Annotated in this window: 25 protein-coding genes; 10 read left to right on the plus strand and 15 right to left on the minus strand. The window is 66.1% G+C overall.

Features of this window, described 5'->3' with window-relative positions:
• Window positions 1-9 precede the first annotated feature (9 nt).
• From WKH79_RS06030 to WKH79_RS06040, 3 genes are all read left to right on the plus strand, one after another.
• Window positions 10-966, plus strand: coding sequence for a pyridoxal-phosphate dependent enzyme (locus tag WKH79_RS06030; protein ID WP_341859910.1), 957 nt, complete (start codon window positions 10-12; stop codon window positions 964-966).
• An 84-nt stretch (window positions 967-1050) separates the two neighbouring features.
• Complete coding sequence (locus WKH79_RS06035; RefSeq protein WP_341859911.1) at window positions 1051-1500, plus strand: MAPEG family protein; 450 nt, start codon at window positions 1051-1053, stop codon at window positions 1498-1500.
• A gap of 11 nt (window positions 1501-1511) precedes the next feature.
• Entirely contained in the window at window positions 1512-1940 is a 429-nt protein-coding gene (locus WKH79_RS06040) for an MAPEG family protein (RefSeq protein WP_063505083.1), read from the plus strand.
• Window positions 1941-1983: 43 nt separating this feature from the next.
• Here the strand turns inward: WKH79_RS06040 and trxB are convergent, their stop codons facing one another.
• From trxB to WKH79_RS06090, 10 genes are all read right to left on the minus strand, one after another.
• Window positions 1984-2967 carry a thioredoxin-disulfide reductase gene (gene trxB, locus WKH79_RS06045; RefSeq protein WP_341859912.1) on the minus strand — a complete coding sequence of 328 codons (984 nt, stop codon included), beginning with the start codon at window positions 2965-2967 and terminating at the stop codon, window positions 1984-1986.
• Window positions 2968-3030: 63 nt separating this feature from the next.
• Window positions 3031-3810 (minus strand): tyrosine-protein phosphatase, encoded by a 780-nt coding sequence (locus WKH79_RS06050; protein WP_341859913.1) that lies wholly within the window; start codon window positions 3808-3810, stop codon window positions 3031-3033.
• Between the two features lie 57 nt (window positions 3811-3867).
• A complete protein-coding gene (locus WKH79_RS06055; RefSeq protein WP_341859914.1) occupies window positions 3868-5274 on the minus strand; it encodes a trehalose-6-phosphate synthase in 1407 nt (468 codons plus the stop codon).
• The gene (locus WKH79_RS06060) at window positions 5256-7043 is read right to left on the minus strand and encodes a glycoside hydrolase family 15 protein (protein ID WP_341859915.1); all 1788 of its coding nucleotides are present in this window, start codon (window positions 7041-7043) and stop codon (window positions 5256-5258) included. The genes WKH79_RS06055 and WKH79_RS06060 overlap by 19 nt, the downstream gene beginning before the upstream one ends.
• Window positions 7040-7834: a trehalose-phosphatase gene (gene otsB, locus WKH79_RS06065; RefSeq protein WP_341859916.1), complete on the minus strand. Its 795-nt coding sequence runs from the start codon at window positions 7832-7834 to the stop codon at window positions 7040-7042. The genes WKH79_RS06060 and otsB overlap by 4 nt, the downstream gene beginning before the upstream one ends.
• A complete protein-coding gene (locus tag WKH79_RS06070; protein WP_233996488.1) occupies window positions 7831-8526 on the minus strand; it encodes a TIGR02281 family clan AA aspartic protease in 696 nt (231 codons plus the stop codon). The genes otsB and WKH79_RS06070 overlap by 4 nt, the downstream gene beginning before the upstream one ends.
• Window positions 8527-8538: 12 nt before the next feature.
• The gene (egtD, locus tag WKH79_RS06075; RefSeq protein ID WP_341859917.1) at window positions 8539-9537 is read right to left on the minus strand and encodes an L-histidine N(alpha)-methyltransferase; all 999 of its coding nucleotides are present in this window, start codon (window positions 9535-9537) and stop codon (window positions 8539-8541) included.
• Window positions 9537-10790 carry an ergothioneine biosynthesis protein EgtB gene (gene egtB, locus WKH79_RS06080; protein ID WP_341859918.1) on the minus strand — a complete coding sequence of 418 codons (1254 nt, stop codon included), beginning with the start codon at window positions 10788-10790 and terminating at the stop codon, window positions 9537-9539. The genes egtD and egtB overlap by 1 nt, the downstream gene beginning before the upstream one ends.
• A 181-nt stretch (window positions 10791-10971) precedes the next feature.
• Complete coding sequence (locus WKH79_RS06085) at window positions 10972-12345, minus strand: 3-deoxy-7-phosphoheptulonate synthase class II (RefSeq protein ID WP_063506232.1); 1374 nt, start codon at window positions 12343-12345, stop codon at window positions 10972-10974.
• Window positions 12346-12468: 123 nt separating this feature from the next.
• Window positions 12469-15408, minus strand: coding sequence for an insulinase family protein (locus WKH79_RS06090; RefSeq protein WP_341859919.1), 2940 nt, complete (start codon window positions 15406-15408; stop codon window positions 12469-12471).
• Window positions 15409-15507: 99 nt separating this feature from the next.
• On the opposite strand from WKH79_RS06090, the gene WKH79_RS06095 reads away from it, so the two are divergent.
• The 7 genes from WKH79_RS06095 to WKH79_RS06125 all read left to right on the plus strand — a co-directional run bounded on the left by WKH79_RS06095 (window position 15508) and on the right by WKH79_RS06125 (window position 19747).
• Window positions 15508-16089, plus strand: a complete 582-nt coding sequence (locus WKH79_RS06095; protein ID WP_341859920.1) for a NifU family protein — start codon at window positions 15508-15510, stop codon at window positions 16087-16089.
• Window positions 16090-16115: 26 nt separating this feature from the next.
• Window positions 16116-16709: a malonic semialdehyde reductase gene (locus WKH79_RS06100; protein ID WP_341859921.1), complete on the plus strand. Its 594-nt coding sequence runs from the start codon at window positions 16116-16118 to the stop codon at window positions 16707-16709.
• A gap of 36 nt (window positions 16710-16745) precedes the next feature.
• On the plus strand, window positions 16746-17354 hold the full coding sequence (tsaB, locus tag WKH79_RS06105) for a tRNA (adenosine(37)-N6)-threonylcarbamoyltransferase complex dimerization subunit type 1 TsaB (protein WP_341859922.1): 609 nt from the start codon (window positions 16746-16748) through the stop codon (window positions 17352-17354).
• Entirely contained in the window at window positions 17354-17806 is a 453-nt protein-coding gene (locus WKH79_RS06110) for a GNAT family N-acetyltransferase (RefSeq protein WP_050600316.1), read from the plus strand. Before tsaB ends, WKH79_RS06110 begins: the two co-directional genes overlap by 1 nt.
• Before the next feature lie 117 nt (window positions 17807-17923).
• Window positions 17924-18364, plus strand: a complete 441-nt coding sequence (locus tag WKH79_RS06115) for a MucR family transcriptional regulator (RefSeq protein WP_341859923.1) — start codon at window positions 17924-17926, stop codon at window positions 18362-18364.
• A 71-nt stretch (window positions 18365-18435) separates the two neighbouring features.
• Complete coding sequence (locus WKH79_RS06120; RefSeq protein ID WP_050600369.1) at window positions 18436-18858, plus strand: Fur family transcriptional regulator; 423 nt, start codon at window positions 18436-18438, stop codon at window positions 18856-18858.
• Between the two features lie 58 nt (window positions 18859-18916).
• Window positions 18917-19747 carry a lysophospholipid acyltransferase family protein gene (locus WKH79_RS06125; protein ID WP_341859924.1) on the plus strand — a complete coding sequence of 277 codons (831 nt, stop codon included), beginning with the start codon at window positions 18917-18919 and terminating at the stop codon, window positions 19745-19747.
• A gap of 15 nt (window positions 19748-19762) precedes the next feature.
• On the opposite strand, the gene WKH79_RS06130 is transcribed toward WKH79_RS06125, so the two are convergent.
• The 5 genes from WKH79_RS06130 to ubiA all read right to left on the minus strand — a co-directional run bounded on the left by WKH79_RS06130 (window position 19763) and on the right by ubiA (window position 23244).
• Window positions 19763-20647, minus strand: a complete 885-nt coding sequence (locus WKH79_RS06130; RefSeq protein WP_082847573.1) for a LysR substrate-binding domain-containing protein — start codon at window positions 20645-20647, stop codon at window positions 19763-19765.
• Window positions 20648-20715: 68 nt separating this feature from the next.
• The gene (locus WKH79_RS06135; protein WP_341859925.1) at window positions 20716-21633 is read right to left on the minus strand and encodes a hemolysin family protein; all 918 of its coding nucleotides are present in this window, start codon (window positions 21631-21633) and stop codon (window positions 20716-20718) included.
• 21 nt (window positions 21634-21654) lie between these two features.
• The gene (ybeY, locus tag WKH79_RS06140) at window positions 21655-22143 is read right to left on the minus strand and encodes an rRNA maturation RNase YbeY (protein ID WP_341859926.1); all 489 of its coding nucleotides are present in this window, start codon (window positions 22141-22143) and stop codon (window positions 21655-21657) included.
• A gap of 67 nt (window positions 22144-22210) precedes the next feature.
• A complete protein-coding gene (locus WKH79_RS06145; RefSeq protein ID WP_341859927.1) occupies window positions 22211-22342 on the minus strand; it encodes a hypothetical protein in 132 nt (43 codons plus the stop codon).
• A complete protein-coding gene (gene ubiA / locus WKH79_RS06150; RefSeq protein ID WP_341859928.1) occupies window positions 22342-23244 on the minus strand; it encodes a 4-hydroxybenzoate octaprenyltransferase in 903 nt (300 codons plus the stop codon). The genes WKH79_RS06145 and ubiA overlap by 1 nt, the downstream gene beginning before the upstream one ends.
• Window positions 23245-23344 lie beyond the last annotated feature (100 nt).

The raw sequence follows: 23344 nt of genomic DNA on the forward strand, positions 1-23344 counted from the left end.
GGGGGCCAAATGATCCGAGACGATATGCGCAAGCCCACCCGCGAAGGCGTTCTCGCCGCGGCCGCATCCATTGCCGAACTGCTTCCGCCGACCCCGCTGTTGCCGGTCGAGATCGGCGGGGTGCGCTGCCATGTGAAGGCGGAAAGCCTGCAACCGATCGGCGCATTCAAGATCCGCGGCGGCTGGTGGCGGCTGTCGAACCTCGACGATGCGGAGAAGGCGCGCGGCGTGGTCGCGGTGTCTTCCGGCAATCACGCGCAGGGCGTCGCCTGGGCGGCGCGGCGGTTGGGGATCGCGGCCACCATCGTGATGCCGCGCAATGCTCCCAAGGTGAAGCTCGACGCGACGCGCGCGCTGGGCGCGGACATCGTGCTCTACGAGCGGCCGGGCGAAGACCGCGACGAAGTGGCGGCGGGCATCGTGGCCGAGACCGGCGCGACGCTGGTGCATGCCTTCGCCGACGCGTGGGTGATCGAAGGGCAAGGCAGTGCGGGCGTCGAGATCGCCGCGCAGCTTGACCGCGCGCCGTCACGGCTGGTCGCCTGCTGCGGTGGTGGCGGGCTGTCCGCAGGACTGGCGCTGGCCTGTCCCGATAGCGCGGTGCACGTGGTCGAACCGCATGGCTGGGACATGGTCGGACAGGCGCTCGAAGCCGGCAAAGTGGTTCGCGTCGGTGCCAACCCGCCCTCCACCATCTGCGATGCGCTGCAACCCGATGCGAGCGCGCCAATCGTGCTGTCGGTGCTGCAGAGCCGCGCCGAGCCGGGAGTTGCCGTAACCGATGACGAAGTGCGCGCAGCGCAGCGCTTCGCTTTCGCGCAGCTCAACCTGGTGGTCGAACCCGGCGGCGCAGCGGCGCTGGCTGCAGCGCTCGCGGGCAAGGTGCCGGTCGATGCTGACACGGTCATCATGGTGACCGGCGGCAATACCGATGCGGCGAGCTTTGCCGAAACGCTGCGCGGCTGAGCCGCAGCGCGATAGGTTGCATTTGACAATCCGGATGCGGACCACCACTCTCGCGCGCAAACGGGTCTGAGGGGAGAATAACTGATGCTAGCCCAGATGCTTGCACCCGCCGCGGTGCTTGTCGCATGGTCGATCGTGGTCCTGTTCTGGATGGCCTTCACGCGGCTACCCGCGCTGGGCAAGGCCGGGGGCCTGGGCGAAGCCAAGCCCGGCGGGCGCGGACAGGATCTGGAAGGCGTATTGCCCGACCGGATCAACTGGAAGGCGCACAACTACGCGCATCTGATGGAACAGCCGACGCTGTTCTACGCCGCCACCGTCATCATCGCGCTGTTGGGCGCTGGCGCGGTGGATGTGGTCTTCGCTTGGATCTACGTCGCGCTTCGGATCGTCCATTCGATCTGGCAGGCCACTGTCAATGTGGTGAAGATCCGCTTCCTGCTGTTCATCGCCTCGACCGTGGCGCTGATCTATCTCGCCTATCGCGCGCTTGCGCTGACGCTGTTCCACGATCCCGCACTCGTTGCGGTCTGACGGAGACTTCCATGATTCAATCGCAAATCCTCCAGCCCGTCGTCGTGCTGCTGGCGTGGACCATGATCATGTGGCTGTGGATGTACGCCACCCGCATCCCGGCGATGTCCGAGGCGGGGATCGAACCCAACGACGCGCGGCGGACCAAGGCGCTGGATGAAACGCTGCCCGCAAACGTCCAGTGGAAAGCGCACAATTACAACCATCTGCACGAAGCGCCGACGGTGTTCTACGCGGTTGCGCTGGTGCTGGCGATGATCGGCCTGGGCGACGGGATGAACGCGCTGATCGCATGGATCTACGTCGGCCTGCGGATCATCCACTCGCTGGTGCAGGCGACCGCCAATGTCGTGATGGTGCGATTCGTGCTCTACGCACTGTCTAGCGTGGCGCTAATCGCGCTGGTGTTCAACGCGGCGAGCGCGGTGTTCGCCGCCTGAGATACGGCATCAGGCGGCCCCGCCGCGGCGGGGCCGCCAACCGTTATTCCGCCGCTTCGGCTTCGTGCACGTGGCCGCCGGCGTCCATTTCCAGACCGGCAAGGAAACGCTCGGCATCGAGCGCGGCCATGCAGCCCATCCCCGCGGCAGTGACCGCCTGGCGATAGACGTGGTCGGTGACATCGCCCGCGGCGAACACGCCGGGCACTTCGGTCTTGGGCGATCCCGCCTCGGTTAGCAGGTAGCCGCCCTCGTCCATCGGCAGCTTGCCCTTGAACAGTTCGGTCGCGGGCGCATGGCCGATCGCGACGAAGGCGCCATCGACTTCGAGCGTGCTGTCTTCGCCGGTAACCGTGTCGCGCAACTTGAGATGCCCCAGCGCGCCGGTCGGCCCGGCTTCGAAGCTTTCGACTGCCTTGTTCCAGATCACGCTGATCTTGGGATGGTTGAGCAGGCGTTCCTGCAGGATCTTCTCGGCGCGCAATTCGTCGCGGCGGTGGATCAGCGTGACATCGTCCGAATGGTTGGTGAGGTAGAGCGCTTCCTCGACCGCGGTGTTGCCGCCGCCGATAACCGCGACCTTCTTGCCGCGGTAAAAGAAGCCATCGCAGGTGGCGCAGGCGCTGACGCCCTTGCCGCCCAGTTCCTGTTCGCCCGGGACGCCCAGCCACTTGGCCTGCGCGCCGGTGGCAATCACCAGCACGTCGGCGACATATTCGTCGCCGCTGTCGCCAGTCGCGGTAAAGGGCGAGCCGTTCGATACATCGACATCGACGATCGTATCCCACATCATCCGCGTGCCGACATGTTCGGCCTGCTTCTGCATCTGCTCCATCAGCCACGGGCCCTGGACGACATCGGCGAAGCCGGGATAGTTCTCGACATCTGTGGTGATGGTCAGCTGGCCGCCGGGCTGCAGCCCCTGCACCACGATCGGTTCCATCATCGCGCGCGCCGCATAGATGGCGGCCGAATAGCCCGCGGGGCCCGAGCCGATGATGAGCATCTTGGTGCGATGGGTAGCCATGTCGTCAATTTCCGTCAGTCTGAAGGGGTGTTCGCGGCTATATGGGAAGCCGCAGCCGCAGAGTCACGCCACGAAGCGGGCGATCAGCGCCTCGCGCAGCGCGTCATCCACACCTATCGCGGCTTCGAGATAGGTGTCGAAGCTGCCGTGGCGCTCGGTTGCGATCTCGAGATAGCGGTCGAGATATTCCTCGCGCACGCCGAGCAGGTCCTTCGCCGCGCCCTCGTCGAGCTTGCGGCCCAGCCGCGCCTCGATCCCGGGGAGCGACTGGCGCGCGAGGACATCGAAGGTCGGGCTGTCGTTGGTGCGCAGGAATTCGCGGCGCTGGTCTTCCTCGGCCACGCCGAGGATGTGCAGCAGCGTGGTCGCCGCCACGCCGGTGCGGTCCTTGCCGGCATAGCAATGGACGAGGCTGGCACCCTCGCGCTGCGCGAGGATGTTGAGATAGCGGCCGAACATGTCGATCATCGCCGGGTTGTCGGGCATGCGCGTGTACACCGCGAGCATGCGTTCGCGCGCGAAATCGGCGGCGCTGGTGTCGGGGCCGATATCCATGTGCGGCGGGCTGGAAGTGGTCTCGCCTTCGTAGAACAACACCTGCCCGTCGAACCCCTCGACCCGGCGGCAGGGATTGGCCGCGCGCTCGCTTGTCCCGCGCAGGTCGATGACCGTGTGGATGCCCAGCGGGGCGATCGCGGCGAGATCGTCGTCGGTCGCCTCGACATGGTGGCCCGAGCGGAACAGCAGCCCGGTGCGCACCTGGCCGCCGTCACGCGTGCGCCAGCCGCCGTAATCGCGGAAATTGTGGATGCCCCGGGTTTTCAGAAAAGGTTCGCGAATCATGCGCGCGACGGTGGCAGCGCGGCAGGACATGCGCAATCGCAGCGATCGGCGCCGCGCTCAGGCCTCGCTCAGATCGCGCAGGAAATTGGCGGTCCATTCCTGCACATTGTCGTCGCGCACGGTGGCGATCAGCTTCTGGTAGCGCGCCTTGCGTTCTTCCAGCGTCATGTCGAGCGCGGTCTGGATCGCATGCGCGATATCGTCGGGGCTGTGCGGATTGACCAGCACCGCATCGGGCATCTGCGCCGCCGCGCCGGCGAAGCGCGAGAGGATCAGCACGCCGGGATCCTCGGGGTCCTGCGCCGCGATATATTCCTTGGCGACCAGGTTCATCCCGTCGCGCAAGGGAGTGACCAGCCCGATCTTGGCGGCGCGGAAGAAGCCGAACAGCTCTTCATGGCTGTAGCCGCGGTTGACGTAGCGGATCGGCACCATGTCGACCTCGCTGCGCGCGCCGTTGATGCGGCCGCATTTCTGTTCGAGCTCGGCGCGGATCGCCTGGTAGCTGTCGACATCCTCGCGGCTGGGCGGCGCGATCTGGATGAAGACCAGGTCCTGCACCCGCTCGGGATGCTTGTCGAAGAAGCGCCCGATTCCGTCGATGCGCTCGGGAATGCCCTTCGAATAGTCGAGCCGGTCGACCCCGATCATGGCGGTGCGTCGGCGCGACGAGCTGAGCAGTCGTTGCTGCGCCTGCCGCGCTTCGCCGGCACTGTCCAGCTGCGAGAAGTGGTCCCAGTCGATCCCGATCGGATAGGCGCGCGCGATCGTGGTGCGCCCCTCGAAGCTGACGGTGCCCTTCGCGCCGTCGACTTCGGCGCCCAGTTCGTGCTCGCAGTAATGCAGGAAGCTCTCGAGCCATTCCTGCGTCTGGAAACCGACCACGTCGTAATAGAGCAGCGTGCGCACGAGCCGCTCGTGATAGGGCAGCGACACGAACAGCCGCGTCGGTGGCCAGGGAATGTGCAGGAAGAAACCGATGCGGTTCTTGAGCCCGCGCGAGCGCAGCCGCTCGCCCAGCGGGATGAGGTGGTAATCGTGCACCCAGACCGCATCGTCGGGCTCGATCAGCGGCGCGACCTGGTCGGCAAAGCGTTCGTTGACGCGTTCGTAGCCCTTGCCCGTTTCGCGTTCATATTGCGCGAGGTCGAGCCGGTAATGGAACAGCGGCCACAGCGTCGAGTTGGCATAGCCGTTGTAGTATTCGTCGATATCGCGCTGCGACAGATCGATCGTCGCGGTGGTCACGCCGTCAGTGGTCTGCGTGTCGATATGCCCGGTGCGCCCGCTTTCGCTTTCCTGCCCCGACCAGCCGAACCACAGCCCCTTGCGATCGCTGAGCGCCGCATGCAGCGCGCCGGCAAGGCCGCCCTGCGCGCCCGCTGCGCCGCGCGCCTTGGGCACTGCAACGCGGTTGGAGATGACGACGAGTCGGGGTTGATCGGTCAGCGTACTTCGCTCCACGGTTTGCTCAGCAGGCCGGCACAGTTGATGATACCGACCAGTGAATAGGTTTGCGGGAAATTGCCCCACAATTCATCGGTCTCGTAGTCGAGATCCTCGCTTAGCATGCCTGATGCGGTGGTGTGGCTGAGCATGGCCTCGAACATCTCGCGCGCCTCCTCGCGGCGGTCGACCAGCGCAAGCGCCTCGATCAGCCAGAAGGTGCAGACGTTGAACGCGGTTTCGGGTGCACCGAAGTCGTCCTCTGCAGCGTAGCGCAGCATGTGATCGCCGCGCCGCAGATCGCGCTCGACCGCGGCGAAGGTCTTGAGGAAGCGTTCGTCGTCGGGCGTAAGATAGCGCAATTCGACCAGTTGCAACAGGCTGGCGTCGAGATAGTCGCTTTCGAAGCTGGCGCCGTAATGCCCGCCCTCCTCGCTCCACGCATTCTCGTCGATCTTGGCGCGAATCGCGTCGGCGCGCTGTTTCCAGTGGACCACGCGGTCGCCCTTGCCCAGCGTCGCGGCGACATTGGCCAGCCGGTCGCAGGCGGCCCAGCACATCACCGCCGAATAGGTGTGCACTTCCTGCCGGGTGCGGAACTCCCACAGCCCGGCATCGGGCTGGTCGTGCTTGGCCCAGGCCGCTTCGCCGACTTCTTCCAGATGTTCGAAATCGCGTTCGTCCGCCATGCGCAGCAGGCGCGTGTCGAAAAACGCCTGCGCGGTCGGCATGACGATCTGGCCGTAGCAATCGTGCTGCACCTGCTTGTAGGCGGCATTGCCCACGCGCACCGGGCCCATGCCGCGATAGCCGGCAAGATGCTCGGCCTCGAATTCGTGAAGCTCGTCCGCGCCCATCACCGAATAGAGCGGCTGGATCTGCCCACCGCGCGCCTGGTCGACGATGTTGCGCAGATAGGCGAGATATTTTTCGAGCACGTCGAGCGCGCCCAGCCGGTTGAGCGCCTGGACGGTATAATAGCTGTCGCGGATCCAGCAGTAGCGATAGTCCCAGTTACGCTGGCTGTTGGCGGCTTCGGGGATCGAGGTGGTCAGCGCGGCGACGATGGCGCCGGTTTCCTCGTGCTGGCACAGCTTGAGCGCTATCGCGGCGCGGATCACCTCTTCCTGCCATTCGAGCGGGATATGCAGCCCGCGCACCCAGTGCTGCCAGTAGCGCGCGGTCATCGCCTCCATCCGCCGCACTTCGCTGCGGATATTGCCATCGAAGGGCTCGTCGGGGCCAAGGAAGAAATGCTGGTCGCTCTCGACCCGATAGCTGCGCCCCTCGAGGACGTAACCCACCGGCGCATCGGTCGACAGGCGCAGCGCCTGCGGGCCGATCATGTAGCGGATGTGATTGGTGCCGTTGGTCGTTTCGGCAAGCGAAGCACCGTAGCCGTTCATCGGCGCGAGGACGATCCGCAGCCGCGGCGCGCCAGCCACGGGGCGCACGATGCGCGCATAGGCAACCGGGCGGTACATCCGGCCCGAACGTTCGAAGCGCGGCGCGAAATCGTGGATCTCGACCGCGCTGCCGTCCTCGGCCTCGAGCCGGGTGACCAGGATCGCGGTGTTGCGTTCGTACCGCTGGCTGCTGCGCGCCTGCCCTTCCAGTTCGAACCGCCAGATGCCGCGATCGCGCGCATTGTCGTTGAGCAACGAACAGAAGACCGGATCGCCATCGACGCGCGGGACACAGCCCCAGACGAAGGCCCCCTCGCTATCGACCAGCGTGCTGACCTGGCAGTTGCCGATCGGGGAGAGCTCAAGGTCCGACTGCATCATATCTCCAACCAATGGTGCACTGCAGCAACGCTGTCGAGTCCGTATCGTGCCTGCCGGCTCGGACGTTCGCCCACGGCGATCCCGAAACCGCCATGTTCGCCCGCGCCGGCAAACCCGTCTTCGTCGGTCACATCGTCGCCGATGAATACCGGGACGGCGCCCGCGAAAGGCGCGACTTCCATGAAGGCCGACACAGCCGCCGCCTTGGTCGCACCGGGGCGCACCAGTTCGGCCACGCCCTTGCCGCTGGTGACGCACAGTTCGCGCGATGCGGCGAATTCCTCTGCGAAGGCCAGGGTCGCCTCGCGCTTTTCGGGTGCGCCGCGGAAATGCAGCGCGCCGCCGTGCGTCTTGGTTTCGTAGAACAGGCCATGCGCTTCGGCGAAGGCGCGCAATTCGTCCACCGAGGCTTCGGACAAGCCGCGTGGCTCGTCACCGAGACGCGTGCCATCGGCGAGGAAGCGCGAGGCGCCATGCGACCCGGCCCGGCAGATCGCCGGTTCGCCCAGGTGCCCGGTCAGATCGTCGAGCGCGCGCCCGCTGACTAGCGCCAGCCGGCCTTTCAGGCGGTCGCGCAGCGCGTGCAGCCGGTCCAGCAGCCCCTCGGGCACGTGGATGTCGCCCGGGCGCGGCGCGATCTCCACCAGCGTGCCATCGAAATCGAGGAACAGTGCAGCGGGGCCGCGGTCAAGCAGCTGCGCCAGCGGCGGCGGGGGCGGAAGCGTTGTCGAGCCGTCCATCGCGCGCTGCCCTAGCGTTTCGGCGCGCGTGGTCCAAACGGGGGAATTCACGAAATCGTATCCTCGGCCCGGGGCACGAGGATGAGCGTGTTGTCCTCCACCCGCCACGAACCGAGCCGCGCCAGCACATTCATCCCGATGACGTTGAAATCGCCGAAGCTTTCCGCGATCGCCGCATCGGTCCCGCTGGCGCTGACATTGCCGAAGGTCAGGCTGTCGATCGTCGCGACATGCGCTTGCACCGTGCCATTGGCAGTGCCCAGCATGATCGGAATGCCGCCGCGGCGCGGCTCGAGGCCGGCGCGCTCGGCAAGCGGCGCGGAAATCGCGGTCAGCGTGGCGCCGGTATCGATCATGAAATTGCCCGGCACGCCGTTGACCTCGGCGCGGACCCAGAAATGCCCGTCGGCGGACAGCGGGATCTGTGTTTCGCCGCCCTCCACCACCTGTTCGGGCAGGCCGATCTGCGGCACCGCGACATCGAAGCGCGGGTCGAACCGCGACAGCTGCAGCACCACCGTCAACAGGATCGCGCCCAGCGCCACCGAGCTGGCCAGCCGCAGCACCCGGCCGAGCGCCGAGCGCTTGGCGATGATCGCACCGATCCAGCCGAGCACCATGGCCGCGACGGCGGCGATAAGCAGTTCCGAACGCGGGATTGCGCGCAGCGTGTCAGCGGCGGCGCTGAAGACGGGTTCGAGTTCCATACGGCACATATAGGAACGCGCCGGTGTCGCGTCCATGAACTCGGCGCGTCAGGGCGCCTCGCGCTGGTCGGTCGCCCGGGCGAGGATCACCGAGAAGCGGTCCTGCTCATCGGTCCAGCGTTCGAGCGGGGTCCAGCCGCCGGCGAGCAACAGCAGGCTGGCGGTACGCGGGGTGAATTTATGGCTGTTCTCGGTGTGGATGGTGTCCCCCTCCTCCATCGCGAAGCGCTGGCCCGAGACCTCGAAAGCGACGTCCCGCGTGGCAACGAGATGCATCTCGATGCGCGCCAGATCGTCGTTCCAGCGCGCTTCGTGGGCAAAGGCATCGGCGGGCATGGTGCCGCCGAGTTCGCGGTTGATCCGGGTGACGAGGTTCAGGTTAAACGCCGCGGTGACGCCGGCGGCGTCGTCGTAGGCGGCTTCGAGGACGGCGCGGTCCTTGATCAGGTCCATGCCGATCAGCAGCAGCGGGCTGGCGCCTTCGTCCGCGCCCAACGTCGCGCGCATCGACCGCAGCAGGTCGACTGCCGTGCGCGGGACCATGTTGCCGATCGTCGACCCGGGGAAGAAGCCGAGCTTGCCCAGCGTATCCACTTCGCCGGGCAGGGTCACGCGGCGCATGAAGTCGGCCTCGACCGGGTGGACCGGCAGACCGGGGAACTTGGCCCCCAGCGCGGCCGCGCTTTCGCGCAGGAAATCGCCCGAAATGTCGAGCGGGACGTAAGCGGCGGGATCGATCGCCTCGAGCAGCAACGGCGTCTTGACCGAGCTGCCCGAACCGAATTCGACCACCGCGCGTCCGGGCCCGATCAGCTCGGCAAACTCTGCCCCGCGCGCGCCGAGGATTTCGGTTTCGGAGCGGGTGGGATAATATTCCTCCACCTGCGTGATCTTCTCGAACAGGCGCGAGCCTTCCGCGTCGTAGAACCAGCGCGCGGGGATCGCCTTGGGATCATGGTGGAGCCCGGCCAGCACATCCTCGCGAAACGCCCGGTCGACGCCGTCCTCGTCGCGGTCGACGAGCGCGATCCCCTTGTCGGTAGCCATCAGATGTCCTTTGCCAGCCGCAGTCCGGTGAACTGCCAGCGCTGATGCGGGTAGAAAAAATTGCGGTAGCTGGAACGCGAATGGCCGCGCGCCGTGGCGCAGCTGGCGCCCTTGAGCACGAATTGCCCGCTCATGAACTTACCGTTGTATTCGCCCACGGCGCCTGCAGCCGGCTTGAAGCGCGGATAGGGCAGATAGGCCGAGCGGGTGAACTGCCAGCAATCGCCGAACAGGCCTTCGCTGCCGCGGGGCAGCGGCGGGGCGGCGTCGTCGAGTTGGTTCCCGCCGCACGGATCGTGCGCCTGCGCCTGCCCTTCCTGCCCGCGCGCGATCGCTTCCCATTCGAATTCGGTGGGCAGCCGCTGCCCCGCCCAGCTGGCGAAGGCATCGGCCTCGAAATAGGAGATATGCGTGACCGGTGCATCAGGGTCGCGCGGCTGCCAGCCGGAATGGGTGAAATGCTCGCCTTCGCGCCAGTAGAGCGGCGCCCCGACGGCGTGTTCGCGCACCCACGCCCAGCCGTCGGACAGCCACAGGCTGGCGGTGTCGTAGCCGCCATCGGCGATGAAGGCATCCCATTCGCCGTTGGTCACCAGCCGCGACGACAGCGCGAAGGGTTCGAGCAGAACGCGGTGCGCGGGGCCTTCGTTGTCGAAGGAAAACCCGTCCGCCTGGTGGCCGATGCGCGCGATCCCGCCGGGATGTTCGTGCCACTCCTGCGGCTGCGCTTGGGCAGCGGCTGCGGGTGCGTCCCACATCGGGGCGCCCAGCGGGTTCTGGAACAGGCCGTGCTTGATATCGGTGAGCAGCAGTTCCTGGTGCTGCTGTTCGTGGCTGAGGCCCAGCTCGATCAGCGGCGCCAGGTCCTCGCGCGCGAACAGCGGCTCCATCGCGGCATCGACATGCGCGCGCCAGGCAAGGATTTCCTCCAGCGTGGGCCGCGACAGCATCCCGCGCGAAAAGCGGTGGATGCGTTCACCTTCGGCTTCGTAATAGGAATTGAACACGAACGGCCAGCGTTCGTCGAACAGCGTGTACCCTTCCAGCCGGTCGCGCAGGAGGAAGGTTTCCCAGAACCATGTGGTATGCGCCAGGTGCCACTTGGCAGGGCTGGCGTCTTCCATCGACTGGATCGTCGCATCGGCATCGGACAGCGGCGCGGCGAGCGCTTCGCTGAGCGAGCGGACGGTATCGTAGCGTGCGTCGAGGCTTTTCCCGGTGGATGGGCGCGAACTGGGCTGCAACTGGGACATCGCCGGTCCCCCCTAGGTAGCAGTCACCGGACGCTGGCGACCATGATCCATCATGGCCGAAATCCATTTCGGTTTAAAGGCCGTGGGTATAAAACCGTGTCCGTACAATCGCCTGTCGCGCATTCCCGAACAATGCCGCGCGGCCGGGGCGGTTCCCCACCGGCCGCGCGAAGCGGCGGTTTCAGGCGGCGTCAGCCTGCCGGATCCCGTGTTCCTCGTTGAGCATTTCCGCGATCAGGAAGGCCAGTTCGAGCGACTGCGCGGCGTTCAGGCGCGGATCGCAATGCGTGTGATACCGGTCCTTCAGCGCCTCGTCGGTGATAGCCACCGCGCCGCCGACGCATTCGGTCACGTCCTGCCCGGTCATCTCGATATGGATACCGCCCGGATGCGTCCCTTCGGCGCGGTGCACGGCGAAGAAACCCTTCACTTCGGACAGGATCCGGTCGAAGGGCCGCGTCTTGTAGCCGCTGTCTGACTTGACGACATTGCCGTGCATCGGGTCGCAGCTCCACACGACGGGATGGCCTTCCGCCTTCACCGCGCGCACCAGCCGCGGCAGGCCGTCCTCGACCTTGTCATGGCCGAACCGGCTGATCAGCGTGATACGGCCGGGTTCGCGTGCCGGATTGAGCGTGTCGAGCAGCTTGAGCAGCGCATCAGTTTCCAGGCTCGGCCCGCACTTCATCCCCAGCGGATTGCCGATGCCGCGCGCGAATTCGATATGCGCGCTGTTTTCGAAGCGGGTGCGGTCGCCGATCCACACCATATGCGCCGAGCAATCGTACCAGTCGCCGGTCAGGCTGTCGCGGCGGGTCAGCGCCTGCTCGTAAGGTAGGAGCAGCGCTTCGTGGCTGGTGTAGAAGCTGGTGCGCTGCAATTGCGGGAGCACTTGCGGATCGACCCCGCATGCCTCCATGAAATCAAGCGCCTCGCCGATCCGGTCGGCAATGTCGGAAAACTTGTCCGCCCACGGGCTGCGGCCCATGAATTCGAGCGTCCACTGGTGCACCTGCCGCAGATTGGCATAGCCGCCGGTGGCGAAGGCGCGCAGCAGGTTGAGCGTGGCAGCAGCCTGCGAATAGGCGCGGACCATGCGCTGCGGGTCGTTGGTGCGCGTCGCGGCGTCGAATTCGATGCCGTTGATGTTGTCGCCGAAATAGCTCGGCAGCGTGACCTCGCCCTGCGTTTCGGTGTTCGAGCTGCGCGGCTTGGCAAACTGCCCCGCCATGCGCCCCACCTTCACCACCGGCTTTTTGCTGGCAAAGGTCATCACCACCGCCATCTGCAGCAGCACCCGGAAGGTGTCGCGGATGTTGTTGGGGTGAAATTCGGCGAAGCTTTCGGCGCAATCGCCGCCCTGCAGCAGGAAGGCGCGGCCCTCGGCGACTTCGGCGAGATCGGCCTTGAGCGCGCGCGCTTCGCCCGCAAACACGAGCGGCGGATGCGTTTCGAGGGTGGTGGTCGCAGCCTCGAGCGCGGCCTTGTCGAGATAGTCGGGCAAATGCCTTGCCTCGTATCCCTGCCAGCTATCGGGTGCCCAATTGGTCGCCATGGTATCTTCCGGTTGCGGCGCCGGGAATGGCGCCTGATTGCCCGTCTGTAGCAGACGAGCGCCCATCATGTCGCAAGCAGCATTTGCTTGGCCAGCGTAAAAGGGCGATTGCAGTAAGCGGAATCAGCGCCCTTCGCCGGCACTGGCTGGTCCGCTCGCGGTGGCCAGTTCCTGTCCCTCGGGCAGCACTGCGAGGCGCCAGCCCGCGCGCGAACCGAAGTATTTCTGCGCCAGCGCCTGCAACACCCCCGGATCGGTCTGCGTGTAATCGGCCAGCAGGAAGCGCAGGTCGGCAATGCTGCGCGGGTCCACGGTCGCGCCTTCGAGCTGGTAGAGCCAGAACAGGTTCCCGGTCGATGCGCGGCTGACATACTGCCGCAGCGGTTCGACCACGCGGTTGTATTCATCCTCGCCTACCGGCGTGCTGGCCAGTTCCTGCGCGATGCGTTCGGCCTCGGCGAAGAACACCGGCACGTCCTCGGGTCGCAGCTGCGCGAGCGCGGCGATGCGCCCACCGCTGTCGACATCGCTGGGCCAGTCGGACCGTACGACGGGCGAATAGCTGGCGCCGGCATGTTCGCGCATCGCTTCCATCAGCCGGTTGTTGAACAGCGACACCAGCACTTCGAGACGGCGCGATTCGCGCAGCCCGTCGACCCCGGCCCCGCTGGGCCAGGCGATGACCGCGGCGGCCTGATTGGCATCGCCGCGATGGCGGCGGATGACCGTCTCGCCCGCGTCGGGGAAGTCGATCGCGCGTTCGAGAACCTCTGCGGGCGCGGTCTCGCGCTGGTCGAGCGCGCCGAACGTCTTGCGCAGCGCTTCGATCGTGGCGGCCTTGTCGAATTCGCCGAACACCAGCACTTCGACCGGCCCCTGCTCAAGCAGCGGTTCCCACACCTCGCGGAAGCCCGCGGGTGTCGCGGCATCGAACATCGCGGGCGTGGGGGTCTGGAAACGCGGGTCCTGATCGCGCAGGAGATATTCGAGGTCGCGCTGCAGCACGCCGTTCGGATTGGCGCCATAGCTTTCGTAAGCGAGCTTGCCCGCCGCTTTCGCGCGGATCACCGGGTTGGGATCCCAGCCGGGCATCGCCAGCTTCGCAGCGAAAAGATAAAGCTGTTCTTCCAGATCCTGTTCGCGGGTCTGCGCGTAGAAACTGAAGGCGCCGTCGCCGGTCTGGAAGTCGAAGCCGAACTTGCGCCCCGTGGCGAGCACGTCGAGCTCTTCCTGCCCCAGCTCGCCGATGCCCGAGCCGATCAGCGCGGCATAGCCGAGGTTGGCATAGACCGCCTCGTCGGGCGCGAAGGCGCGATAGCCTGTGCCGAACCGCACCTTCACTGCAACGCGGCCGGGTTCGGCATCGTTCGCCCACAGGATCGCCTTGACGCCATTGGCGAATTCGACCTGCTCGATGTCGAGCACGCCGATCGGCGCCTGCGCCACCACTTCGCCCGGTTCGCCCACTGCGGGCAGGTCGTCGAACGCGATTGCCTGCGCGGTGATGCGGGCCTCGGCATCGGCGGCAATGGTTTCGCCCAGCGCGGCGCGGATCGCCGCTTCGCTCGCCTCGCCGGCTTCGGGCGTGACGTAGGCGGCGCGGATCACATCGCCCGCAAACAGCGCGCGGGTATGCTCGAGCACGCGTTCGGGGGTGATCGTCTCGCGCATCGAGTTGAACACCATCAGCACGGTTTCTGGCGCGGCGACCGCCTCGCGGATATCGACCGCGTTGACGATGTCGTCGGCCAGCCGCGGTCCCGGCAGCACCCGGCGCTGTTCGACCTGGCTGGTGAAGACGATCTCGAACTCGGCCAGCTCGCGATCGATCTCTTCCTGCGACGGCGGGGTCGCCAGCGCGTCGGCAATGACCCCGCGTATATCGTCGAGCGCGGATTTCCAGTCGCCGGTGAGCGGCGCGAAATTGACGAAGGTCATGTCGGCGGAGCGGCTGACATCGTCCTGCGACACCTGGGCATAGAGATAGCTGCCACCGGCCCGGGCGCGCGATTCGAGCCGCCGGTTGATCAGCGCCTGCGCCAACGCGTCGCGCAGCAGGCCTTCGTTGTAGGCGACGGTGTCCTGTACCGGGCGCCAGGGCCGCATCACTGCATAAGTGAAGCTGCGCGGCAGGTCGGGTTCGACCACCACGCCGATTTCGCCCACCGGATTGGTCGGGTCGGCGCCCGCGGGGGCGACCGGATCGCCGAAATCGGGCGCGGGCACCAGGGCACCCTCGCCTTCCCAGTCGCCGAACCACGCTTCGATCTCGGCAGCCAGCTGCTGCGGGTCGATATCGCCTGCGGCCACCACCACGGTGTTTTCGGGCCGGTACCAGCGGCGATAGAAGGCCGACACGCTTGCGCCGGTGGCCGCGCCCAGCGTGGCCTCGGTGCCGATGGGGCTGCGGGTGGCCAGCCGCTGGCCGGCGAACAGCACTTCGCGGCTGGCGTTGCCCGCGCGTTCGGCGGGCCCGCCGCGCTCGCGCTTCTCGGCCAGCACGATCGGGACTTCGGCCTGGACATTGGCATCGCTCAGCACCGGGCTGCGGACCATTCCCGACAACAGCTTCATGCTTTCGGCCAGCTTCCCCGCGTCGACATTGGGCAGGTCGAGCTTGAAGACGGTGTGCGTCGGGCTGGTTTCGGCATTGGTATCGCTGCCGAAGGTGGCGCCCAGCCGCTGCCAGGTAGGGATCGCCTCTGCGGGGCCGAGATATTTGCTTTCGCGGAACAGCAAATGTTCGAGCAGATGCGCATAGCCGAGCTCGCTTTCGTCCTCGTGCAGCGAACCCGCATCGATCCGCACGCGGACCGAGACCTGGTCGGGCGGAACGGCATTGCTGCGCACTGCATAGCGCAACCCGTTGGGCAGTTCGCCGAAAATCCATTCCTCGTCGCGGGGGACGTCGCTGCCTTCGTAGATCCACGGCGTCCCGCCGGCCGGGGTCAGATGCTGCGGGGTCGGCGGGGCCGGCTCCTGCGCCAACAAGGGCTGCGGAGCGAGCAACACGGCGGGAAGGATGAGCGCGAGACGCCGCAAGGCGCGCGTAAAATCGGTCATGGTTCAGCATATAGGCAGGCGATGCGTGAAGGCTAGGTGAATGTCGCGGACAAGCGTTCCTTCCTTGCCCCGGACCGCCCGCCTCCCTACATCGCTGGCATGTTCATCGAGACCGAAACCACCCCCAACCCCGCGAGCCTCAAGTTCCTGCCCGGCCAGCCGGTCATGCAGCAGGGCACGCGCGAATTCGCCACCCCCGAAGCCGCCGAGGCCAGCCCGCTGGCGCAGGCGATCTTCGATACGGGCGAAGTCGTGAACGTGTTCTTCGGCGGCGATTTCGTCACCGTGACCGCCGTGCCCGGCGTCAGCTGGAGCGATCTCAAGCCACAGGTGCTCGCGATCCTGCTCGACCATTTCGTGGCGCAGGCACCGCTGTTCGTGCCCGGCACCGCCGGCGGCATTGCGGTTCCGCCCGAAGACGAAGGCATGCTTGTCGACGAACGCGAGGAAGACGGCGACATCATCGCGCAGATCAACGAACTGCTCGAAACGCGCGTTCGGCCCGCAGTGGCGGGCGATGGCGGCGATATCCAGTACCGCGGCTACCGCGACGGCGTCGTCCACTTGCAGATGCAGGGTGCCTGTTCGGGCTGCCCCTCCTCGACCGCCACGCTCAAGCACGGCATCGAAGGTTTGCTGAAACATTACGTCCCCGAGGTCGTTGAAGTCCGCGCCGCCTGAATTCCACGAAGCGAAGGACAAACCTCTTGGCCGATACCCTTTCCGCCGACGCGCTCGACCTCATCTTCCGCGAAGCCCGCAGCTACAACGACTGGCTCGACCAGCCGGTGAGCGATGACGAGATCCACGCGATCTACGAATTGCTCAAGATGGCGCCGACCTCGGCCAATATGCAGCCCGCGCGCGTCGTCTGGGCCAAGTCGCCCGAGGCCAAGGCCAAGCTGGCCGACTGCGCGTCCGACGGCAATAAGGACAAGATCACCTCGGCCCCGGTGGTCGCGATCATCGGCTACGATATCGATTTCCACGAGGAACTGCCCTGGCTGTTCCCGCATACCGACGCCAAGAGCTGGTTCGACGGCGATGAAGACGGCCGCAAGGAAGGCGCGTTCCGCAATTCCTCGCTGCAGGGCGCCTATCTGATGATCGCCGCACGGGCGCTCGGGCTCGACTGCGGACCGATGTCGGGCTTCGACAGCGAGGCGGTCGACAAGGCGTTCTTCGCCGACCAGCCGCGCCATCGCAGCAATTTCATCTGCGCGATCGGGCACGGCGATCCGAAAAGCATTTTCGATCGCAGCCCGCGGCCCGATTTCGACAAGTTCAACCGTATCGACTGACTTGCAGACCGGTTTGCGCTGGGGCAGTGGGCGCTGATGCGCATTCTGGCGATAGAAACCGCGACCGAAGCCTGTTCGGCCGCGCTGTTCGATGACGGCACGCTGCTCGATGCCCGGCACGAGGTGCTGGGCCGCGGCCATGCCGAACGGCTCGTTCCGATGATCGCCGAACTGCCGGGCAAGGGTCGCGCCAAGGAAATCCGCGTGTCGCTGGGGCCGGGCAGTTTCACCGGGGTCCGGATCGGTCTCGCAGTCGCGCGGGCGCTGGGCATCGCCTGGCACGCGCAAGTCCGGGGCTATCCCACGCTGGCACTGGTCGCGGCCATCGCGCGGGGCGAAGCGGGCAATCCGGTTACTGTGTGCATGACCGGCGGGCACGGCGAATGGTTCGTCCAAGATTTCGATGCGGGCGCCATGCCCGCAAGCGCGGTCGCCTCGCTCGCACCCAAGGCCGCTGCGGCGCGGGCGGCGCATCCGCTGATCGCCGGGTCGAAGGCAGCAGCGCTGGGCGAACTGGCGCAGATCGAGCCCAGCGTGGTCGAGCTGCCCGACGCCCGCCACGCGCTCGCGCTGCCGGATGCGTTGCTGACCGATAATCTGGCGCCGCTCTACGGCCGCCCGCCCGATGCGAAGCTGCCGGGGTAATGGAGCAGCTCGACCAGTTGATGGCCGTGATGGAAGCGGCGTTCGACCCGCACTGGCGCGAAGCCTGGACCCGCCAGCAGGTCGCCAACTCGCTGGCCATGCCGCACACTTACGCCATTCTCGCCGACGCCAGCGTGAAGCTCGCGAACGGCAGCGATCCGGCCGCGGGTTTCATCCTCGCTCGGCGGGCGCCGGGCGAAGAGGAACTGCTGCTGATCGGCGTCCGCCCGGAAATGCGCGGGAGAGGGCTCGGCCGGTTCCTGATCGAGACCTTCGCCAGGCGCGCGCGTGACGGCGGCGCAGACCGCGTCTTCCTCGAAATGCGCGCGAACAACCCGGCGGAAAGCCTGTATCGGGCCTGCGGTTTCGAGCCGATCGGCCGCCGACCGGCCTATTACCGGACGCTGGATGGCGCGAAACTGGACGCCATTACCTTCGCGCGAAAGTTGTAAAAACGCGCCAAAAGTCAGAATTGCCAACAATTGTTGCAATTTCTTGTCCATTTTATACAATGGCGCCCACGCGGGGTCGCAAACCTAAGTGTTTACCACAATATAGAAGGTATCCTGATGGAAGAATTCCATACCGACATGGCTGAAACCCTCATCACGCTGACGTCGGACATCGTTGCCGCGCACGTGAGCAACAACAGTGTTTCCGTCGAGGACGTGCCCACGCTTATTTCGAATGTATATTCGGCCCTGTCCGGTCTCGACATCGGCGATGCTGCGGTGGAAGAAACTCCCGAACCCGCCGTTTCTATCCGTTCGTCGGTGAAGAAAGACCATCTCGCCTGTCTCGAGTGCGGCAAGAAGATGAAAATGCTCAAACGGCACCTGTCGACCGAGCACAGTCTTTCGCCCGAAGAGTATCGTGCTCGCTGGAACCTTTCCGCCGACTATCCAATGGTCGCTCCCGACTATGCCGCCACGCGCCGCGATCTTGCGGTCAAGATCGGACTGGGCCGCAAGCCCGGCCAGAAGCGCGGCCGCAAGAAGAAGGAAGCCTGAGGCTTCCGGTTCGCCTTGAGCAAGACGCCCCCGCCCGATAAGGGTAGGGGGCGTTTTATTTGGAAATGACTGTGCATCAGAAGATCGATCTCGAACAATTGTGCGCCGACAAGGGCCTGCGGATCACCGAACAGCGCCGCGTGATTGCGCGCGTGCTGTCCGAGAGCGACGACCACCCCGATGTCGAACTGCTGCACGAACGCGCCAACAAGATCGATTCGGGCATTTCGATCGCCACGGTCTACCGGACCGTGCGGCTGTTCGAAGAGGCGGGCATTCTCGACCGCCACGATTTCGGCGATGGCCGCGCACGGTACGAAGCCGCACCCGAAGCGCATCACGACCACCTGATCGATGTCGAAACCGGCAAGGTCGTCGAATTCGTCGACCCCGAGATCGAGGCGCTGCAGAAGCAGATCGCAGCCAAGCTGGGCTACCGCCTCGTCGACCACCGGCTGGAACTCTATGGCGTCCGTCTCGACCGCGAAGGATAGCGATCGCGCCGACGCCGAGCGTCGCCTCGCCGCCCTATCCGCTCGCAGGCTTGCCGCGATGCGCGGCGAGACCACTCCATTGACCCCGCGCGAATGGGTGCGCTTCGTCCTGCGGACGCTGGGCATCCTGCTGGGGCTGCTGGTTTGCGTGCCGCTGCACTACCTCTACCGCGTGTTCGCCTATGGGTCGCCCTTCCCCATGCTGTTCCTCCGCTACACCGCCTGGATCATTGGCGCGCGCGTGAAAATCCACGGGACACCGCTACGGCGCGATGTGTTCTTCATCGCCAACCATGTCTCGTGGATCGACATACTCGCGCTGGCCGGCGCCACCGGAACCGCCTTCGTGGCCAAGTTCGAACTGTCGCAGGTCCCCGTTATCGGCTGGCTGTGCCGGCTCAACCGCACGGTGTTCGTCAAGCGCGAGAACCGGATGGGCGTGGCCCAGCAGATCAACGCGCTGAAGGAGGCGCTGGCCGACAATTGGTCGGTCACCGTCTTCCCGGAAGGCACCACCACCGACGGCCGGTCGCTGCTGCCCTTCAAGAGCTCGATGCTGTCGGTGCTCGAACCGCCGCCCGCCGGCGTGCTCGTCCAGCCCGTGGTGCTCGATTACGGCGACGTGGCCGAATTCATTGGCTGGATCGGCGAGGAAGGCGGGGTCAACAACGCCATGCGCGTAATGGGCCGCAAGGGCAGCTTCCCGCTTCGCATCACCTATCTCGAACCGTTCAGCCCCGAAGACTATCGCGGGCGCAAGGCAATCGCGGCGCAGGCACGCCTGGAAATCGAGCAGGAACTGGGCGCGACGCTGGACGAACCCTTGCGCGATTTCCGCCATACGGTCGCAGCGATCCGCTACACCGCGCCGGCGCTGGACGAGACCTGAAGGCGCGGACCTGCGCTAGAGCCCGGCCTTGACCAGCCAGTCGTGGAACAGCCGCACCGGGCGCTCTTCCAGCGCGGTCGGCTTGCACACGAACCAATAGCTGTACGGGCTTTCGACATCCGCACCGAACAGCGTCGCCAGACGGTTGTCCGCAGCGCGGCGCATGTGGTCGTCGTGCATGATCGCGATGCCCAATCCCTGCGCTGCCGCCTCGAGCATGATCTGGCCCGAATCGAAATGATCGATCGCCGCCGGCTCGAAATCGTTCAGGCCGATCTCGGCCCGCCACGCAGTGAAGCTTTCGGGCAGCTCGTTGTGGATCAGGAACGTCTGGCGACCGAGCACTTCGGCATCGGGCTCATCCCCGATCTTGGCGGCCAGGTCCTGGCTGCAAATCGCGTGGACCTTGTTGTAGTCGAGCCGGACCGCGTGCAGTCCGCGCGAGGGCCCCCGCGACAGGATGATCGCCGCGTCGAGCACATCGCCCACCCGGTCCTCCAGATGCGCGCCGGTATCGATGTCGATATGCAGCAGCGGATGCCGTTCGCGCAGTTCGGCCAGCCGCGGAAACAGGCGCTGCGTGCCGAACAGCGGCAGGACGCCCAGATGCAGGCGCAGGACCGACAGGTTTTCCGACTGGCTTTCGACTGCGCGCGCCAGCGCTTCGAGCTGCGGGTTCACCGCTTCGAAGAAGGCATGCCCGTCATCGGTCAGCTGCATCGACTGCCGCGCCCTCGTGAACAGCTTCTTGCCGACGAAGTCCTCGAGATTGCCGATCCGGCGCGACAGCGCCGAAGGGCTCAGTCCCAGTTCGTCTGCCGCGGCACGCGCGGAGCCCAGTCGGACAGTGCGCACGAAAGCCTCGAGGGCGCGAAGAGGGGGAAGTCGCCGGGTAGCCATGACCGTTGCATGCTATGAGCGTCAAACGCACCTGTCGAGCATGAATGTGCAGAAATCTGCAACTCACCTCACCCCGGCGTGGCAGCCAGGTCGGGCGCATGTAGCCGTAGCCGCGTGACATGCGTTTCATCGCCGTCGATTACCTCGATCCGCCAGCCGCTGGGGTGTTCGAGCACGCGGCCCACTTCGGGCACCTGCTCGGCCAGGACGAAGGCCACGCCGCCCAGCGTATCGACCGATTCTTCCACTTCGACGATCGCGGGCGAGACCTGCCGTGCGACATCCTCGAGCTCGGCACGCGCGTCGCAATCCCACATGCCGCCGCCGATATCGACGATCCACTGCTCGGGCGCATCGTCATGCTCGTCCTCGATTTCGCCGACGATTTCCTCGACCAGATCCTCGATCGTGATGAGGCCGTCGGTGCCCGAGAATTCATCGACCACGATGGCCAGATGCATGCGCTGCGCGCGCATGTCGGCCAGCACGTCGAGCGCGTTGCGGGTCTGCGGGACGTAGAGCGGCTGCCGCAGCAGCACCGTCCAGTCGCCCGGCGGGGTCTCGCCGCGCGCGAGGATGGTGAAGACATCCTTGATGTGGATCATGCCGATCACATCGTCGAGCTGCTCGCGATAAACCGGCATGCGCGAATGGCCGTGTTCGGCGAAGGTCTCGACGAGCTGGTCCCAGCTCGCCGTGGCCTCGATCGCGATGATCTGGCCGCGCGGTACCGCGACATCGTCGGCGTCGTGCTCGGAAAAATGCAGGAGGTTGCGCAGCATCTGGCGTTCAACCAGCGACAGGTCGCCCGTGCCGCTGTGTTCGGGCGTATCCTCGCCGTTCTCGTCCTCGTGCTCGTCGATCGCGTCTTCGAGCTGCGCACGCAGCGAGCGTTCGCCGTGATCGGGGTCGAAGAATTTCCGGATAGCGAGGATCAGCCCGCTGCTACTCTCCGCGTCTCCCGCGGGTGATGAAGAATCGGGCATGGCCCTACCAGTGTACTCCAGTCAATTGCGGTCCCCATATGGGTCGCCGATACCCAGTTTTGCAAGCGTTGCGATTTCCAACGCCTCCATTGCCTCGGCCTGTACGTCCGAATCGACGTGATCGTGCCCGGCAAGGTGTAACAAACCGTGTATGAGCAGGTGCGTCGCATGCGTTTCCAGCGGCACCCCCTTCTCCGCTGCCTCGCGCGCGCAGGTGCCGGCGGCCAGCGCAATGTCGCCGAGCATTTCGGGCGGCCCCTCGGGTGCAAGGTCGAGCAGGTCCTCGCGCTCGAGCATGGGGAACGACAGCACATTGGTCGGCTTGTCCTTGCCGCGCCATTCGCGGTTGAGCGCGTGCACTTCCTCATCCGAAGTAAACAGCACCGAAGCGGTCAGCCGCGGATTGTGCAGCGCGGGCTCGACAGTGCCCAGCGCCGCATGCGCGCGCACGGTCAGCGCATCCCACTCCACGTCCGCGGGCCAGCCGTCGATGTCGATGTCGAAATCCACCGTTCTAATCCTTCGTCATCCCCGCGCAGGCGGGGATCCCGCCTGTTTTGGGTCCCTCATGGCTCGATCAGGTCCACCGCCGCGCCAATAAATGCGCCGAAACTTCGGCACCGAAATTCGCGCCTGCCAGGTCGTCGATCGCATCGAACCACTTGGCGACCTCGTCCTTGTTCTTGGTCATGCGGTACAGATTGCACATCAGGCGTTGCCCACGACGAAGCAGGCCGCCGCGACCAGCGCCCCCGCCCAGCGGTTGGCGCGGAACCGGGCAAGCGGATTGCCGGCATCCTCGGCATCGAGCGTGGCGACCTGCCAGGTCAGATGTGCGGCAGCAGGCAACAGCGCCAAGAGCGCTACCCAATCCGCGCGATAGAGCCAGAAGGCCAGCGCCCACAGCGTGACCGCACCGGCATAGAACAGCGCCACCCCGCCCTGCACATGCCCGCCGAGACGCAGCGCGCTCGACCGAATGCCGACCAGCGCGTCGTCCTCGCGGTCCTGCAACGCATAGATCGTGTCATAGCCGATCACCCACAGCGCTGCGCCTGCATACATCGCGGCGAGCGCGTCCCAATTGTCGGCGCGCAGCTGCGTCCATCCGACCAAGAGCCCCCATGTGAAAACCAGTCCGAGCCAGGCTTGGGGCCACCAGGTGACCCGCTTCATGAAGGGATAAGCCGCGACCAGCGCGAGGCTGCCCAGTGCCACCCCCTGCGCCAGCGGGCGCAGTTGCAACAGCACCAGCAGCCCGGCTGCGCACAACGCCAGCAGCCATGCCCATGCGAGCTTCTTCGAGATACGCCCGCTGGCGACCGGGCGCGAAGCGGTGCGGGCGACTTTCCGGTCGAGCTCGGCATCGACGATATCGTTGTAGACGCAGCCCGCACCGCGCATCGCGATAGCCCCCAGCAGCAGCCACGCGAGCAGCCCCAGCTGCCAGCCCGCGCCGGTCAGCCACACGCCCCAGACGCAGGGCCAGAACAACAGCCACCAGCCGATCGGCCGGTCGAACCGCGCGAGTTGCGCCATGTCGCGCGGCAGTTGCGGGAGGCGCGCCACCAGCCCGCGGTGTTCGCTGTCGGGGACGACGGTTTCATTCATCGCGCCGGCCCTATCAATCTCGCCATCGCAGCGAAAGCCGGGATCGCCGTGGACCTTCTTTAGGAAAGCACCCCGATCCCGGCTTTCGCCCGAATGGCGG

The sequence above is a fragment of the Qipengyuania sp. GPGPB31 genome (assembly GCF_038396345.1).
GTDB lineage: Bacteria > Pseudomonadota > Alphaproteobacteria > Sphingomonadales > Sphingomonadaceae > Qipengyuania > Qipengyuania citrea.